Origin of the sequence: Janthinobacterium sp. SUN026 (assembly GCF_030397625.1) — a bacterium.
GTDB classification, from domain to species: Bacteria; Pseudomonadota; Gammaproteobacteria; order Burkholderiales; family Burkholderiaceae_D; genus Janthinobacterium; species Janthinobacterium kumbetense.
In genome coordinates, this window is the sequence record NZ_JAPQNU010000001.1 from 1,709,948 (window position 1) to 1,725,922 (window position 15,975).

General features: G+C 63.8%; 16 protein-coding genes. 11 read left to right on the forward strand and 5 right to left on the reverse strand.

The window, feature by feature from the left end; genetic code table 11:
- Window positions 1-19 precede the first annotated feature (19 nt).
- Window positions 20-760 (reverse strand): CPBP family intramembrane glutamic endopeptidase, encoded by a 741-nt coding sequence (locus tag OX459_RS07800; RefSeq protein ID WP_289904468.1) that lies wholly within the window; start codon window positions 758-760, stop codon window positions 20-22.
- Window positions 761-795: 35 nt separating this feature from the next.
- Window positions 796-2,388, reverse strand: a complete 1,593-nt coding sequence (locus OX459_RS07805) for a sensor domain-containing diguanylate cyclase (RefSeq protein WP_289904469.1) — start codon at window positions 2,386-2,388, stop codon at window positions 796-798.
- A 139-nt stretch (window positions 2,389-2,527) separates the two neighbouring features.
- On the opposite strand from OX459_RS07805, the gene OX459_RS07810 reads away from it, so the two are divergent.
- From OX459_RS07810 to OX459_RS07840, 7 genes are all read left to right on the forward strand, one after another.
- Window positions 2,528-3,091 carry a GNAT family N-acetyltransferase gene (locus OX459_RS07810; RefSeq protein ID WP_099667367.1) on the forward strand — a complete coding sequence of 188 codons (564 nt, stop codon included), beginning with the start codon at window positions 2,528-2,530 and terminating at the stop codon, window positions 3,089-3,091.
- Window positions 3,092-3,153: 62 nt separating this feature from the next.
- Window positions 3,154-3,693, forward strand: coding sequence for a GNAT family protein (locus OX459_RS07815; protein ID WP_289904470.1), 540 nt, complete (start codon window positions 3,154-3,156; stop codon window positions 3,691-3,693).
- The gene (locus OX459_RS07820) at window positions 3,690-4,400 is read left to right on the forward strand and encodes a response regulator transcription factor (RefSeq protein ID WP_289904471.1); all 711 of its coding nucleotides are present in this window, start codon (window positions 3,690-3,692) and stop codon (window positions 4,398-4,400) included. The genes OX459_RS07815 and OX459_RS07820 overlap by 4 nt, the downstream gene beginning before the upstream one ends.
- Window positions 4,397-5,620 (forward strand): HAMP domain-containing sensor histidine kinase, encoded by a 1,224-nt coding sequence (locus OX459_RS07825; protein ID WP_289904472.1) that lies wholly within the window; start codon window positions 4,397-4,399, stop codon window positions 5,618-5,620. Before OX459_RS07820 ends, OX459_RS07825 begins: the two co-directional genes overlap by 4 nt.
- A 72-nt stretch (window positions 5,621-5,692) precedes the next feature.
- Entirely contained in the window at window positions 5,693-6,568 is an 876-nt protein-coding gene (locus OX459_RS07830) for an alpha/beta hydrolase-fold protein (RefSeq protein WP_289904473.1), read from the forward strand.
- A gap of 89 nt (window positions 6,569-6,657) precedes the next feature.
- Window positions 6,658-7,134, forward strand: a complete 477-nt coding sequence (locus OX459_RS07835; RefSeq protein WP_289904474.1) for a hypothetical protein — start codon at window positions 6,658-6,660, stop codon at window positions 7,132-7,134.
- Window positions 7,131-7,643: a DUF1993 domain-containing protein gene (locus OX459_RS07840; protein WP_289904475.1), complete on the forward strand. Its 513-nt coding sequence runs from the start codon at window positions 7,131-7,133 to the stop codon at window positions 7,641-7,643. Before OX459_RS07835 ends, OX459_RS07840 begins: the two co-directional genes overlap by 4 nt.
- Before the next feature lie 3 nt (window positions 7,644-7,646).
- Here the strand turns inward: OX459_RS07840 and OX459_RS07845 are convergent, their stop codons facing one another.
- From OX459_RS07845 to OX459_RS07855, 3 genes are read right to left on the reverse strand one after another with little or no spacing between them, the layout of a single operon-like run.
- The gene (locus OX459_RS07845; RefSeq protein ID WP_289904476.1) at window positions 7,647-8,102 is read right to left on the reverse strand and encodes a hypothetical protein; all 456 of its coding nucleotides are present in this window, start codon (window positions 8,100-8,102) and stop codon (window positions 7,647-7,649) included.
- The gene (locus OX459_RS07850; RefSeq protein WP_289904477.1) at window positions 8,099-9,076 is read right to left on the reverse strand and encodes an NAD(P)-dependent oxidoreductase; all 978 of its coding nucleotides are present in this window, start codon (window positions 9,074-9,076) and stop codon (window positions 8,099-8,101) included. The genes OX459_RS07845 and OX459_RS07850 overlap by 4 nt, the downstream gene beginning before the upstream one ends.
- A complete protein-coding gene (locus OX459_RS07855) occupies window positions 9,073-10,035 on the reverse strand; it encodes a LysR family transcriptional regulator (RefSeq protein WP_099667375.1) in 963 nt (320 codons plus the stop codon). The genes OX459_RS07850 and OX459_RS07855 overlap by 4 nt, the downstream gene beginning before the upstream one ends.
- A 175-nt stretch (window positions 10,036-10,210) precedes the next feature.
- Between OX459_RS07855 and OX459_RS07860 the strand changes: the two genes are divergently transcribed.
- The 4 genes from OX459_RS07860 to OX459_RS07875 all read left to right on the forward strand — a co-directional run bounded on the left by OX459_RS07860 (window position 10,211) and on the right by OX459_RS07875 (window position 15,972).
- Window positions 10,211-10,396 carry a hypothetical protein gene (locus OX459_RS07860; RefSeq protein WP_289904478.1) on the forward strand — a complete coding sequence of 62 codons (186 nt, stop codon included), beginning with the start codon at window positions 10,211-10,213 and terminating at the stop codon, window positions 10,394-10,396.
- Entirely contained in the window at window positions 10,393-11,253 is an 861-nt protein-coding gene (locus OX459_RS07865) for an alpha/beta hydrolase (protein ID WP_251348172.1), read from the forward strand. Before OX459_RS07860 ends, OX459_RS07865 begins: the two co-directional genes overlap by 4 nt.
- A gap of 271 nt (window positions 11,254-11,524) precedes the next feature.
- Window positions 11,525-12,769, forward strand: a complete 1,245-nt coding sequence (locus tag OX459_RS07870) for an efflux RND transporter periplasmic adaptor subunit (RefSeq protein WP_289904479.1) — start codon at window positions 11,525-11,527, stop codon at window positions 12,767-12,769.
- Window positions 12,770-12,771: 2 nt separating this feature from the next.
- Window positions 12,772-15,972, forward strand: a complete 3,201-nt coding sequence (locus tag OX459_RS07875) for an efflux RND transporter permease subunit (RefSeq protein WP_289904480.1) — start codon at window positions 12,772-12,774, stop codon at window positions 15,970-15,972.
- Window positions 15,973-15,975: the final 3 nt, after the last annotated feature.

Consider the following 15,975-nt stretch of genomic DNA (forward strand, 5'->3'; position numbering starts at 1 on the left):
GGAAAATTATGTCGCAATATTATAGTGGCGCTTGCGACAAGGCGGCGCGCTGGCTGGGGCGCAGCAGGTAGACGCCGTACAGGCACAGGGGCAGCACGGCCAGCAGGGCGATATACGGCAGGATAGACGCGCCGTCTTCGGCCGGGTTGGGCAAGGTGGCCGTCACCAGCGCGTAGTCCCACAAGCCATGCACGAGCACCATGGGCCAGATGGAGCGGGTGCGCAGGCGGATGGCCGCGTAGCCGACGCCTTGCAGGGTGGCGGCCACGGCTTGCCACAGGGCGCCGCTGACGTCGCCCGTGGCCAGGCCGTTGGCCGTATGGGCCAGGCCGAACAGTGCCGAGGACATCAGGACGGCGGGCCAGACGGCGTAGCGCTCCAGCATGCCTTGCAGCAATATGGCGCGGAACATCAGCTCTTCCGAGACGGCCACCAGGGCCGCATTGCAAGCGACGATCAGCAGCACGCGCGGCTGCGGCCAGCCGCCGGCCCAGGCCAGCAACAGCATCAGCAGCGCATACAGCAGGGGCGGCGAGACGAGCCACAGCGTTTTCCATGGCTGCGGCGCGCACAGGCCCGCCGCGCGGCGCCGGCTTGAGGCCAGCAGCAGCGCCAGCGCGAACAGGGCGGCCAGCGCCCACGACAGGCCGATACGGCCGGTGACGGCGGCGCCCGGCAAGGCGTAGCCGGCCGCTTCCAGCCAGCGGCCGCCCAGGCTCAAGCCCAGCCAGATGGCCAGTGCGATGAGGGTGACCGGCATGGTGAGGGCGATTCTTTTTCCTGGCATGGGCGGCGTCATGCTGCTGGCCCGCCGCCGCTGACGCGGTTGCGGCCCGTATTTTTCGACTGGTACAGCAGGGCATCGGCCTGGCGTATCAGCTCGCTGCTGTCGCTGCAGCGCTCCCGTGCGGGCTGCAGCGTGGCTGCGCCCAGACTGACGGTCACGACACCGTTCGCGCTGGCTGCATGGGGAATCTGCAAGGCTTCCACGCCCGAGCGGATGGCTTCCGCCACGTCCAGCGCGCCCGCAGCGTTGGTGGCGGGCATGATCACGGCGAACTCTTCGCCGCCATAGCGTGCCGCCAGGTCTTCGGTCCGGCCGACGCTGCGGGCCACGGCGCCGGCAACTGCCTGCAGGCACTCGTCGCCCGCCACGTGGCCATATTGGTCGTTGAATTTCTTGAAGAAATCCACGTCGAGCATGATCAGCGACACTTCATGGCCGCTGCGCTGGGCGCGCTTCAATTCCTGTGCCAGCGTCTCGTCGAAACAGCGGCGGTTGGCCAGCCCCGTCAAGCCGTCTTGCGACGCCCGCGCCGCCAGGTCCGCATTCGCGTGCCGCAGCTCCGCCGTGGCCAGGCGCAGGCTGGCTTCGATGCGGTCGCGTACGGCAATCTGCCGCATCAACTTGCGGAACAGGTAGATCAGCGCCGCTCCCGCCGCCAGCGACGCCAGCACGATTTGCATGCTCAGCCGTTGCCACTCGGCAAAGACGTCTTCCTTCGATAGCCCCGCCGCCACGATAACGGGAAAGCGTTCCAGGTGGCGATAGCTGTACAGCCGTTCGATTTCGTCCACCTTCGCCGTCATCATGGCCGTGCCGACAGGTCCTTTTTCGCGGTAGGCGCGCAAGAGTGCGCCCGACGAAATATCCATGCCGATGACATTGGGCTGGAACGGCCGCCGGTAAATCAGCGTGCCGTCATCGAGGGCAAAGAATGCCGTGCCCGTGTTGCCAAGGTTGAGGCTATCGTAGATGCGTTCGAAGGAGGCAAGCCCCAGGGTGACCAGCACCACGCCGGCAAAGGAACCGTCCGCCAACTCCACCCGGCGCGACACGGGCAAGACCCATTGCCCGCTGGATTTGCTGCGCACGGGCGCACTGATGCGGCTGCTCAGCTGCGCATGCGTCTTGTGATAGGTGAAATAATCGCGGTCGGCGTTGTTGCCGTCCTGCCTGGCGCCGGACGAGGTGGCCAGCCAATCCCCCTGGCTGTCAAAAATGAAGACGCCGGCAATTTCCACGATATTCCTCGACAACTGCTGCAGGTGCGATTGCAATCGCTCGCCGGTGGCGTCATTATTGCCTTCGTTGCGGATGTGTTCGACGATATCTTCCAGCATGACATCGGCGACTTCCAGTTCCATGTAGGCTTGCGTGGCAAGGGCGCGCGCCATGTTCTCCGTCGCCGCGTTGCTCTCGCGCAGGCGGACTTCGCGCGAAGACCAGACGATCCAGATGGTCATGCCCAGCAGCATGGCGCACATGCAGAAGAAGGCGATGCTGGCCCAGACGATCACTGGCCGCTTGTGCTTGCTCAAGACCTCGGGCTGCGCCGGCAGGGTGCCCGCTGCGTCCTTGTTTGTTGCATCCTTTACTGCATCCATAGGCGAATCATGAAGTTGCATCAATGATATGGTGGAAATATTGCCATACTACATTAAAAGCAGGCGTACAAAATTGCCACATCGTTATAGTTGCATGGAATAATAAGCCTTCGTCCGTTTGCCGCCAGACTGGAGAGCCATGACCTACAGCAAGACAATCACCACTGAACGATTGATCCTGCGCAAGCCGCAACCATCGGATGAGGCGGCGCAGTTCGCCATGCATTCCGATCCCGAAGTGATGCGCTATTTCAGCGAACCGCCCTGGGAAGACACGGGCCGCGCCACGCGCCAGATTGCCGAGGACATCGCCGCTTTCGAGAAAGAGGAATTCTTCCGCTTCGCCGTCGAACTGAAGGCGACGGGCGAATACCTGGGCAGCTGCAGCCTGTTTTCCGAGCACCGCCAGAACCGCCGCGCCGAGATCGGCTACGCGCTGGGCCGCCCGTACTGGGGCAAGGGTTACATGCACGAAGCGCTGTCGGCGCTGCTGGAATTCGCCTTCATCGAGCGCGACCTGAACCGCCTGGAAGCCGATATCGACCCGCACAACGCCGGTTCGGCCAGCGCCCTGGAACGCCAGGGTTTCAACAAGGAAGGTTTTCTGCCCGAACGCTGGATCGTCGGTGGCCAGGTCAGCGACTCGGCGCTGTATGGCTTGCTGCGCCGCGAGTGGGAAGCGCGGCGCAAGGGCGCCGCGTGAGCGGACAGGTTGGCGGCGCGTTCCAGCGATCGCCAGGCCGCAGCTGAGGAGGATGCCAGGCGATGATCGCTGTCGATTTACCCGCTTCAGGCCACCCGCTGGTGACCTTGCGCCCGCTGGAACGCAGCGACGCGTCCGCCTGGTATGCCTACCTGGCCGACCCTGCCGTCGTGGAGCACACGAGCTGGAACTTGCAGTGCGCCGACGATCTGCAGGCCAATTTCGATGACTATGCATCGGCCCAGCCATCGTCGTCCATACGGCTGGCCGTCGTGCTGCGCGACGGGGGCCGGCTGGTGGGCACGATTGGCTTCAATGCCATTTCCCCGCAGCACGGCACGGCTGAAATCGCCTACGACCTTGCCCCTGCCGTGTGGGGGCAGGGCGTGGCCATGTCCGTCGTGAACGCTGTCGTGGATTGGGGTTTCCAGCGCCTCGGCTTTCTGCGCATCCAGGCAACCGTGCTGGAAAGCAATGAACGATCGATGCGCGTGCTCGAGCGCTGCGCTTTCGAGCGGGAAGGCTATCTGCGCTGCTACCGGCAAATTCGCGGAAGATCCGGCAACTTCTGGCTATACGCGCGCATTGCCGGCGTGCGATGAACAAACTTCCCCTGAGTATCCTGCTGGTGGAAGACCACCTGGCCATCGCGCGCCAGGTGCTCGATTTCCTCGACGGCTTGCGCTGGCAGACGGACCATGCGGGCACGGGCGCGCTGGCCGTGCAATTGGCCACGCGCAACAGCTATGACGTGGTGCTGCTGGACCTGAACTTGCCCGACATGGATGGTTTGCAAGTGTGCCGCGCCATCAAGGCGGCCGCGCCCAGCAATGTGCCGATTTTGATGTTGACGGCGCGCGACGCGTACGAAGACAAGGCGTGCGGTTTTCGCGACGGCGCCGACGATTATTTGACCAAGCCGTTCGACTTGCGCGAAGTGGCCTTGCGCTGCGAAGCGCTGGCGCGCCGGCAGCAGTTGCACGTGCACCAGGAAATGCGCGTGGGACCGTTCACCTTGCAGACGCGCGCAGGGCGCGCCCTGTATGGCGACGCATCGCTGCCATTGACGCAGACGGGTTTTAAAATTCTGCTGCTGCTGTGTCGTGAATACCCGCACGCCGTCTCGCGCTCGGCCTTGCTGCAACAGCTGTGGGGCAGCCAGCCGCCCGACAGCGATGCGCTCAAATCGCACATCTATGCGCTGCGCAAGCAGCTGGAGTTGCTTGGCGGGGCTGGCGCGGCGGGCATGCTGGTGACCATACCGCAGCTGGGCTACCGCCTGGCCTTCGACGCTGCGGCATCGTCATGAGCCAGTCGATCCGGCAGCGCCTGTTTGCCGCCCTGGCCGGCTTCACCATCCTGCTGTGCCTATGCTACACGGGCCTGGCGCTGGTGATTGCCTACGTCACGGAAGACATGCTGGTGCAGCGCCTGCTCGAGCGCGAAGCGGCGGCCGTCAGCATGCGCTGGCAGCAGCACGACAAGCTTACGCCTTCTGGCAGCGACCTCATCACGGTTTATGGCAGTTACCTTGACTTGCCTCAAGCGGTGCGTGCGCACGTGCCGCCGTCCGCCCCGCGCGGGGAAGTGTTTACGACGACGGGCCAGCATTATCACGTGCTGGCGCTGGATATCGTTGCCGCTGGCCAGCCGCAGCGCGCATACCTGCTGGCCGACGTGGCGCCCGTGCTGGTGGTCTCGCGCCTGGCGCGGGAAGTGGGCGGTGTCGTGGCTGGCGTGGCGCTGGCGCTGATCGGCCTGGCCCTGCTGCTGGCGTACTGGCTGGCGCGGCGCCTCGTGCTGCCCTTGCAGAGATTGGCCCAGGAAGCGCGCCGGCTGGCGCCCGGCAGCACCGTCCATTTCAGCGAGCGCGACCGCCCCGACGAGATCGGTTTCCTGGCGCGCCGCCTGGAAACCACCTTTGCCGACTTGCAGGCGGTGTTGCGGCGCGAACAGGCTTTTACCCGCGACGTCAGCCACGAATTGCGCACGCCGCTGACCCTCATGTGCAACACCCTGGCGCTGGACTATGTGCAGCCGCTGGGCAAGCAGGAGCAGGCGCAGCTGCGGCAATCCACGGACGAGATGCGCGCCACCATCGACGTGCTGTTCGCGCTGGCGCGGGCCGAGCAATTGCCGGGCGACGTGGTCGAATTGCGCAGTTGCATCGAGCAATGCCTGCTGCGCCTGCTCGACGAACACCCTTGGAATGCCAGCCTGCTGACCCTGGACTTGCCCGAGCGGCTGGAGGTGGTCGGCAACCCGCAACTGGTCATGTTGCTCCTGAATAATTGCCTGGCGAATGCGTTGTTCCATGGCGGCCCCGATAGCCGCATCGGTATTGCGTTTGCACAAGGTTGCCTGAGCATCCAGAATACCGTGCAGCCGGGGCAAGCGCCACGCATCCACGGTTTCGCGCATGGTCAGGACCTGCTGCTGCGCCTGGCAAAAGCCATGCACTGGGACATTGTTTTCCATCCGGGCGCGACGCAGTTCCGTGTCGCCATCGTTCTGGCCCGGGCGCAATAAAGTCGGTGGATTTCACCGCGATTTCACCTGCCCTTGCATATGCTGGCTGCTCTTTTACTTGAAGGGAAGCCCATGAAAATCGCCGTCAGCCTGTTCATCCTGTCCTGCCTGTCCATGCCCGTGCTGGCCCAGGTGCAATCGCTGCAGCTCAAGGACGAAAAACGCCGCTACATTGTCTACACACCGGCTGCGTATCAAAGCCAACCTCAGAAGACCTTTCCCGTCGTCTTCAATTTCCATGGCGGCGGCATGAGCATGGCGGAACAAATGCTGTACACGCAGATGAACAAGACGGCCGAGCGGCACCAGTTCATCGTTGTGTATCCGCAAGGTATCAAGCAGGATTGGAACGTGGGCTTCGGCATGGATTACCTGGCGGGCACGGACGACGTCGGCTTTACGCAAGCGATGTTGAGCAAACTCAAACAGGATTACCGCATCGATGAGCAGCGCGTGTATGCCACGGGCCTGTCGCGCGGCGGTTTCTTTGCCCTGCGGCTGGCGGCCGAGCTGCCGCAACAGTTCGCCGCCGCCGCCTCGGTGGGGGCGCCCATGCCGGAACCGGTACGGCAGCATCACAAGAAGACGGGCAAGGTCGGCATGCTGCTGATACAGGGCACGGCCGACAAGGTCGTGCTGTTCGAGGGCAAGGCCGCCAGCTATCTGTCGGCGGAAGATACGTTCGATTACTGGCGCCAGCACAACGGCATCGAAGGTGCCAGGCCGCAGCCGCGCCTGCTCCCTGGCCCCGCAGGCGACGCCACGCAAGTGAGCTGGCTGGAGCAGGGCGCCGCTGGCGCCAGCGTGGCCTTGATCACCGTCAAGGAGGGCGGCCACACGTGGCCGGGCGCCGATGCTTTCAACGTCGGCCTGCCCATCGGCAAGACCACGCGCGCCATCGATGCGAATGAGGTCATGTGGGAGTTTTTCAGCCGCCATCGCCGTTGACGCCATGCTAGGATGGCGGCGCATGGCGTAACCATCAGGCAACAGGAAAGGCAGGCACAGTGGCATTATCAACAGCAGGCATCGCGGCCATGGCCGCGGCAATCTTTGCCAAGCCCGGCGCGGCCGTGGCGCAGGCGTATTCGCAGATGGAGCGGGAAACGCTGTATTTCCACTCGCCTGCCGAGCTGTGCGCGTATGCGGCCAGGCTGGAGGCCGAAGGGGCCGGCGAGGTGTTCCTTGCCGTGCATTACCCGGACATGGCCGGGCACTTTGCCCCGCGCCGTATCGCCCTCGACCCGGCCAAGTGCGGCGGCCTCACCTACCGTTACGTGTGCGAAGGCTGGGGCGTCATCCGCGTCTACCTGCGCCTGTTCAGCGGCAAGGGACTGGCCTCGCATGTGAGCGCCAATTCGCAGAAGCGGGCGGAAAAATGGCAGCCCCTTTACCCGGACTTTGGCCAGACCGATGCCTGGGACTGGGCCGCCGTGGGCCGCCATGAACGCCGCCTGATCCGCGTGCTGAAGCAGGCCGTGGCGCACGATGCGGCGGCAGGAGGCTCGGCATGACAGGCGTGACGCCCATCCACCCGGCCGCCATCTTTTGCCGTTCCCTGGCGCAGCTTTCCGCCATGCTGGACAAGACCGGCACCGAGCCGCACATGCTGGCGGCGCGCCTGCACCCGGACATGCTGCCGTTCGCCCAGCAAGTGCGCGCGGCCGTGAGCTTTTCCCTGCGCGGCTGTTGCCCGCTGGCGGGGTTGGAGGTAGCCGATTTCAGCGCCGCCGCCAGCCTGCAGGAACAGATCGCACACACCATGCGCTACCTCAAGGACATTCCCGTGGAGCGCTTTGACGGGCCGCCAGACCGCATCTGCCGCGACCGCGCCGGCTTCACCGACATCGCGCTGCCGGCCGATGAATTCTTGCAGCTGTACATACTGCCGAATTTCTACTTTCACTTCAGCATGGCGTATGCGATTGCGCGCAGCGCCGGCGCGGCCATCGGCAAGGGCGATTTCGATGGCTATCACGCGTATGCGCCGGGGTTTTCCTTCGAGCGGCCTGCCGCGCCGTAGTTCCTATAAGCCCGCGTCTTTCCACGCCGCCAGCCCCAGCCGCTTCAACAGCCGGCCCGACAGCCCGCAGCTCCAGCAACTGATCTGGATTTGCCGCTGCCGCGCCGGGTCCGCATGCCAGGCTTGCTCGGCGTAGGCGAGCAGGGCGTCGCTGAGGGCAGAGTTGTCGGCGACGGGCGGCAGGCGCGACATCAATTCAAGCACGCCGTGGGTGGCCTCCTTGATCTGCAGCAAACCGGCCAGCAGGGCGCGCAGCACGGCGCCGTCGATGTTGCTGCTCGCTTGCGTGAAACGCTGCTGCCAGCACGGGCTGCGCGCCCGCCACAGGGCCAGCAGCGCAGGCACGTCGGCGGACTGCAGTTGCCCGATCAGCTCGTCCGCCTCGAGAAACAGGTCGAGGCGGTCGTATTCATCGTCGTCGCTGCACAGCAGTGCATCGAGTTCCTGCAAGACGTTCATGCCACCACGTTCGTGGGCGCACCCCGTTCGAACGCTTCCACGTTGCCGATCAGGATGTCGGCCAGTTTCTGCATGGCCTCGCCGCTGGCCCAGGCCGTGTGCGGCGTGAGGATGAAGTTGGGCAGGCGCAAATTGAGCAGCGGGTTGTCGGGCGGGGGCGGCTCCTTGGACAGCACGTCGAAACCGGCGCCGGCGATCACGCCGTTTTTCAAGGCCTCCGCCAGTGCCGCTTCATCGACGAGGCCGCCCCGCGCCGTGTTGATCAGCAGCGACGTGGGCTGCATGCGCGCCAGTTCCTTTGCTCCGATGATGTTGCGCGTGGTGTCCGTCAGCGGCAGGTGCAGGCTCAGCACGTCGGAACTGGACAGCAATTCGTCGAAGCCCACTTCCTTCACGCCATCTTCATTGATGGGCGAACGGTTGTGCACGATCACCTGCATGCCGAAGGCGCGGCCCAGCTGGGCCACGGACTTGCCCAGCGCGCCGTAGCCCAGCAAACCCAGGCGGCTGCCGGCCAGGTCGCGGATCGGGTGGCCGAACAGGCAGAAGCGGTCGGACGCCTGCCACAGTCCCGCTTCCACGTCGGCGCGGTAGGCAACGAGCTGGCGGCGCAGGGCCAGCATCAGCGCCAGGGTATGTTCGGGCACGGTGGCGCGCGCATAGTCGCGGATATTCGCCACGACGATGCCCCGCTCGCGGCAGGCGGCCAGGTCGAGGATATCCGTGCCCGTGGCGGCCACGGCGATCATTTGCAGGTCCGGCAACTGCGCCAGCTCGGCCGCGCGCAGCGGCACCTTGTTCGTGATAGCGATCGTGGCGCCTTGCAGGCGAGCCACCGTCTGTTCGCTGCCCCTGGTGTGCGCATGTTCTTCCCAGCTGTGGGCGAAGGCGGGCGGGCGCACGGTGGCGATCAGGCTGTCGCGGTCGAGAAAGACGATGCGGTGCGGGTGCGGCGATGTGCTTGCTGCGGTCATGGCTGGGCCTCGGTCTGGGTGGCGCGCGCGCTGGGAAGGCTGCTCTTGCCTTTCAGTTGCGTGGCCGGGTGGTTGGTAAACATGTCGGCGACCCATTCGACAAACACGCGCACCTTGGCCGACAGATGGCGGTTGGGCGGATAGATCACGTGGATGGGCAGCGGGTCGGATTCCCATTCGCTGAGCAATTCCACCATTTTGCCTTGTTCTATCAGGGGCGCAAGCATGAAATGCGTCATTTGCACGATGCCCAGGCCCGCCAGTCCGGCGGCCGTGTAGGCATTCGAGTCGTTCAGGGCGATATGGCTGGGCATGGCGATCTGGATGCGGTCGCCGGCGCGCGTGAAATCCCAATCGAAGGTTTTACCGGTCTTGGCGGAGAAAAAATTCACGCCTCGGTGCTGCGCCAGGTCGTCCGGATGCAGCGGCGTGCCGTGCTGCGCCAGGTAGCCGGGCGAGGCGCACGTCATGAAGTGCAGCACGCCGACCCGGCGCGCGATCAGGTTCAGGTCGCCCAATTCGCCGCCGCGCACGGCGCAATCGACGCCTTCCTCGATCAGGTCGACGGGGCGGTCGCTGCAGCCCAGTTCCAGCGAGATGTCCGGATAGCGGGCAAAGAAATCGGGCAGGGCGGGGATGATCAGTTCGCTGGCCAGGGCCGTGGGCGCATCCACGCGCAGCCGCCCGCTGGGGCTCAAACGCGTGCGCGACAGCGATTCCTCCGCTTCGCGCACGTCCGACAGGATGCGCACGCAGCGTTCGTAATACGCGGCGCCATCGGACGTGATGCTGACGTGGCGCGTGGTGCGGTTGAGCAACTTAACCGACAGGCTCGCTTCCAGCGACTGGATCAGGGTCGAGACGGTGGCTTTCGGCAGCTGCATGTTTTCCGCCGCGCGCGTAAAGCCGCCCGCATCGACGACTTGGATGAAAACTTCCATGGCTTGCAGCTTATTCACTTAATTCCTTATCACTTTATGCTTGATTATTCATAATCCTGAACAATCAATTCGTCATTGCACTCTTTATCAGATTGTAGATCAAGTCTATAGTTGTTGTACTGCAGCATAAATGTAGATGCCGCAGGAAGTTCACAGGAGAAAAATCATGGGTCATCGGAATGGAATCTTTGCAGTGCTCGCTCTCGCTATGAGCTCGCTCGCTCTGGCCGCGATGGTATCGACGGATGCATACTCGATGGCGGCGCAAAGCGAAGCCAGCGGTTATAGCGCCCTGACCCATGAAGTGGGCGGCGTCGCCCTGTTGTGCCTGAACGACACGGTGCTCGATGCTGCGGTGCAGCCGGTGGTGGCGCAATGAGTTTTGCCGACACCGCTGCCGAACTGGCACCTGGCCAGGCGCTGAAGATACGCGATATCCAGGTGCAGGGCGCGCAGGATGCGCTCGGCGCGCGCGTCTACACGGCCGGCGTGCCGGGCGCCAAGCAGCCGAACCTGATGGTTTTCTTCCATGGCGGCGGCTTTGTCGACGGCGACTTGGACGATGCGGACGACTTCCTGCGCTGCCTCGTGCTGAGCAATCCCGACCACGTGGTGCTGGCCGCGAACTACACGCTGGCCCGCGTGCGGCCATTTCCCGCCGCCGTGGAAGACGCGCATGCCGTGCTGCTGTGGGCAAAAAAGAACAAGTCTAAGCTGGGCTGGACGGGCAAGCAGATGGTGGTGTCGGGCATCGAGGCGGGCGCCAACCTGGCCGCCGTATGCGCCATGATGTCGCGCGACCGGGGCGGACCGCCCCTCGCGGGCCAGGTGCTGATCATGCCCATGCTCGACCCCGGCCTGTCGACCTGCTCGATGCGCTCCTTGCCGACCTGTCCCGACCTGGCCGAAGTGGCGGACCAGTGCGCCGCCGCCTACCGCGGCTACCTGCCGAATGCCGCTGACCGTACCCACCCGTACGCGTCGCCATTGCAGTCGAGCCGCCTGAAGAACCTGCCGCCAGCCTTGATCTTGTCCAGCGAAGACGACCCATTGCGCGACGAGGCTGAACAATACGGCAGCAAACTGATCGCTTGCGGCATCAAGACGACCGTGCGGCGCATGGCCGCCGCGCCGCTGCAAGACGCCACCGCCCGCAATGAGTGTGCGTGCAAGGTACAGGTATTGAGCGAAATTAGCAGTTTCGTCGCCGGACTGGGGCAGGAGCCCGAGTCATGACGCCGCCATCCGCGGCACCGCAAAAAAACTTACACTAATCAGTTTACTTTTTGAGTTTTGGTTGCTACACTACGCAGTGTAGTTCCCTTCCTGCCTGAGTTGTGCGTTCGCACAGCCAGCTTCGTCGTCCCCGTCCGCTTTTAAGCAGCTGGCGGCCTGTTTACCTTTGATCGAGCGCCGTCGGGCGCCATGGCACCACCATTCACTTTTTCAGTTGGGTTGCTTCCTGCCGCCCATACCATTAGAAATTTTCATAAAACAGGGAAATAAAATGAAAAACGTTCAACAATTTTCCACTCTGCTGAAGCCCCTGGCTGCCTCGCTCGCGCTGGCAGGTCTGGTGGCCGTGAGCCTGGCCGGCTGCGATTCGGCCAATAGCAAGGTGCCCGACGCGCCAGCGGCCGGCGGCCCGCCCATCTCGGCCGCCGCCGTGGTGGAAAAACAGATCACGGAAACGCAGGAATTCTCGGGCCGCCTGGAAGCGATCGAGCGCGTGGAAATCCGCTCGCGAGTCGGCGGCTTCATCACGGCCGTCAATTTCAAGCCGGGCAGCGAAGTCAAAAAAGGCGACGTGCTGTTCGTCATCGACCCGCGCCCATTCCAGGCCGAAGTGTCGCGCGCCGAAGGCACGGCCGCCTCCGCCCGCGCCAAGGCGGAACTGGCCAAGCTGGAACTGTCGCGTGCTGAAAAGCTGCTGGCCGAAAAAGCCATCGCCCAGCGCGAATTCGATGAAAAGGCATCGGGCTTGAAAGAGCTGGACGCGAATGCCCGCTCGGCGCAAGCCGCATATGAAGCGGCCAGGCTGAACCTGTCGTACACGCAGGTGCAGGCTCCGATCAGCGGCCGCGTCAGCAAGGCGGAAATCACCGTCGGCAACCTGATCGACGCTTCCGCCATCCTCACTTCCGTGGTGTCGACGGACCGCATCTACGCCAGCTTCGACGGCGATGAAGATACGTATCTGCGCGTGGCCGGCACGGCGCAAAAGGGCACGCCCGTCACCGTCAAGGTGGGCCTGGCCAACGAAACGGGCTTCCCGCATGAAGGCAAGCTGGAATTCGTCGACAACCAGCTCGACCCGGCCACGGGCAGCGTGCGCATGCGCGCCACCTTCGCCAACGCCGAGCGCCAGCTGGTGCCGGGCCTGTTCGCGCGCATCCAGCTCGACGGCGGCAACGGCCCGCAGGCGCAAAGCACGGCGCTGTTGATCAGCGACCGCGCCGTCGGCACGGATCAAAGCCGCAAATATGTGTACGTGGTGGGCGCCGACAACAAGGCCGAATACCGCGCCGTCAAGCTGGGCCCGAATTCGGACGGCTTGCGCGTGGTGCGCGAAGGCCTGAAGGCGGGCGAAAAGATCGTCGTCAACGGCTTGCAGCGCGTGCGTCCAGGCGCACCCGTGACGCCGCAGATGGTGGCCATGGATTTCGACCCGACCGCGCCTGTCGCTCCCGCAAAACCTGAAGTAAAAGACGCCAAGATCGCCGCGAAAGCAGCATCGACTTCCAAGGAATAAACATGAATTTTTCCCGCTTTTTCATCGACAAGCCGATTTTCGCGGCGGTGCTGTCGATTGTCATATTCGTGGCCGGGCTGCTGTCGATTTTCGGCCTGCCCATCTCCGAATATCCCGACGTCGTGCCGCCATCCGTGGTGGTGCGCGCGCAATACCCGGGCGCCAACCCGAAAGTGATCGCCGAAACCGTGGCCGCGCCGCTCGAAGAGCAGATCAACGGCGTCGAGAACATGCTCTACATGTCCTCGCAAAACACGTCCGATGGCGCGATGATGCTGACCGTGACCTTCAAGATCGGCACCAACGTCGAGCAGGCCGAGACGCAGGTGCAGAACCGCGTGCAGCGCGCCTTGCCGCGCCTGCCCGAGGAAGTGCGCCAGATCGGCGTGACGACCGTCAAATCGTCGCCCAACCTGACCATGGTGGTGCATCTGGTCTCGCCGAACAAGCGCTATGACGACATGTATCTGCGTAACTACGCGGTGCTGAACGTCAAGGACCAACTGGCACGTCTGCCCGGCATGGGCGACATCCAGATCTTCGGCGCCGGCGACTACGCCATGCGCATCTGGCTCGACCCGCAGAAAGTGGCGGCGCGCGGCATGACGGCCAATGACGTCGTCGACGCCATCCGCGAGCAGAACGTGCAGGTGGCTGCCGGTGTCATCGGCGCTTCGCCGGCGAAAAACTCGGACTTCCAGCTGACCGTCAATACCCAGGGCCGCCTGCAGACGCCCGAGGAATTCGGCGCCATCATCGTGCGCACGAATGCCGACGGCGCCGTCACGCACCTGAAAGACGTGGCGCGCGTGGAAATGGGCGCCAACAGCTACTCGCTGCGTTCGCTGCTGAACAATAATCCGGCCGTCGGCATGGGTATTTTCGAAGCGCCGAACGCCAACGCGCTGCAATTGTCGTCCGACGTGCGGGCCAAGATGGACGAACTGAAGAAAGACTTCCCGCAAGGCGTGGAATACCGCATCGAGTACGACCCGACGCAGTTCGTGCGCTCGTCCATCGAAGCCGTGATCCATACCCTGCTGGAAGCCATTGCCCTGGTGGTGCTGGTGGTGATCATCTTCCTGCAAACCTGGCGCGCCTCGATCATTCCGCTGCTGGCCGTTCCCGTGTCGATTGTCGGTACCTTTGCCGTGATGCTGGGCTTTGGCTTCTCGATCAACACGCTGTCGCTGTTCGGCCTCGTGCTGGCCATCGGTATCGTCGTCGATGACGCCATCGTGGTGGTGGAAAACGTCGAGCGCAACATTGAGGAAGGCTTGTCGCCGCGCGACGCCACCATCCAGGCCATGAAAGAGGTCAGCGGTCCTATCGTCGCCATCGCCCTCGTGCTGTGCGCCGTGTTCGTGCCGATCGCCTTCGTGCCAGGTTTGTCCGGCGAGTTTTACCGCCAGTTCGCGCTGACGATCGCCATTTCGACCGTGATTTCCGCTTTCAGTTCGCTGACCCTGGCGCCAGCCCTGTCGGCTGCGCTGCTGAAACCGCACGATGCACCGAAAGACGCGCTGACGCGCGGCATGGACATGGTCTTCGGCCGCTTCTTCGCCTGGTTCAACCGCTTCTTCGGCCGCGCTTCGCACCGCTATGAAGCAGGCGTGAAGGGCGTGTTGGGCCGCAAGAGCGCGTCGCTGGGCGTGTATGCGCTGCTGGTCGTTGCCGCCATCTTCACCTTCAAGTCCGTGCCGGCCGGCTTCGTGCCGGCGCAGGATAAGCAATACCTGGTGGGTTTTGCGCAATTGCCTGACGCCGCTTCGCTGGACCGCACGGAAGATGTCGTGCGCCGCATGTCCGACGTCATCAAGTCGGTGCCTGGCGTCGAATCGACCATCGCCTTCCCCGGCCTGTCGATCAACGACTTCACCAATGCGCCGAACGCCGGCATCGTGTTCGCCACCCTGAAGCCGTTCGATGAGCGCGGCAGCAAGGAATTGTCGGGCGGCGCCATCGCGGCCGAGATCAACAAGCGCCTGGGCGGCATCCAGGACGCCTTCATCATGGTCTTCCCGCCACCGCCCGTCAACGGCCTCGGTACCATCGGCGGCTTCAAGATGATGATCGAAGACCGCGGCAACCTCGGTTACGACGCGCTGTACAACGCCACCCAGTCGCTGGCCGCGAAAGCGTACCAGACGCCGGAACTGGCGGGCGTGTTCTCGGGCTACCAGATCAACGTGCCGCAGCTGTTCGCCGACGTCGACCGCGTGAAAGCCAAGCAGATGGGCGTGCAGCTGCAAACGATTTACCAGACCTTGCAGATCAACCTCGGTTCGCTGTACGTGAACGACTTCAACCAGTTTGGCCGCACCTACCAGGTGCGCGTGCAAGCCGATGCCGCGTTCCGTTCGCATGCCCAGGATATCGCGCAGCTGAAAGTGCGTAATGACAAAGGCGAAATGATCCCGCTGTCGTCGTTGATGCGCGTCAAGGATAGCTATGGTCCGGACCGCGTACAGCGCTACAACGCGTATGCTGCAGCCGATTTCAACGGCGGTGCCGCGCCTGGCGTGTCGAGCGGCCAGGCGCAAGCCGCGCTGGAACGCATCGCCAAGGAAGTGCTGCCGCAGGGGATTTCGTATGAGTGGACGGAGCTGACCTACCAGGACATCTTGTCCGGCAATACGATGATCTACGTCTTCCCGCTGTGCGTGCTGCTGGTGTTCCTCGTGCTGGCCGCCCAGTATGAAAGCTGGACCCTGCCGCTGGCCGTGATTTTGATCGTGCCGATGTCCATCCTGTGCGCCTTGCTGGGCGTCAAATTGACCGGTGGCGACAACAACGTGTTTACCCAGATCGCGCTGTTCGTGCTGGTGGGGCTGGCGTCGAAGAATGCGATTCTGATCGTGGAATTTGCCCGCGAACTGGAAGAGCATGGCCGCACCGTCGTGCAAGCGGCGCTGGAAGCGTGCCGCCTGCGTCTGCGTCCGATCCTGATGACGTCGATCGCCTTCATCATGGGCGTGGTGCCCCTCGTGTTCTCGCACGGCGCCGGTTCGGAAATGCGCCATGCGATGGGTGTGGCGGTCTTCGCCGGCATGCTGGGCGTGACCTTCTTCGGCCTGTTCCTGACGCCCGTGTTCTATGTATTGCTGCGCACCCTGGCGCAGCGTTTTGAGAAAAAACCAGCCGATGCTGCCGCCAAGCCTGCCGCCGCGCCAGCATTGAACCTGGAAGGAGATATATATTGAAAA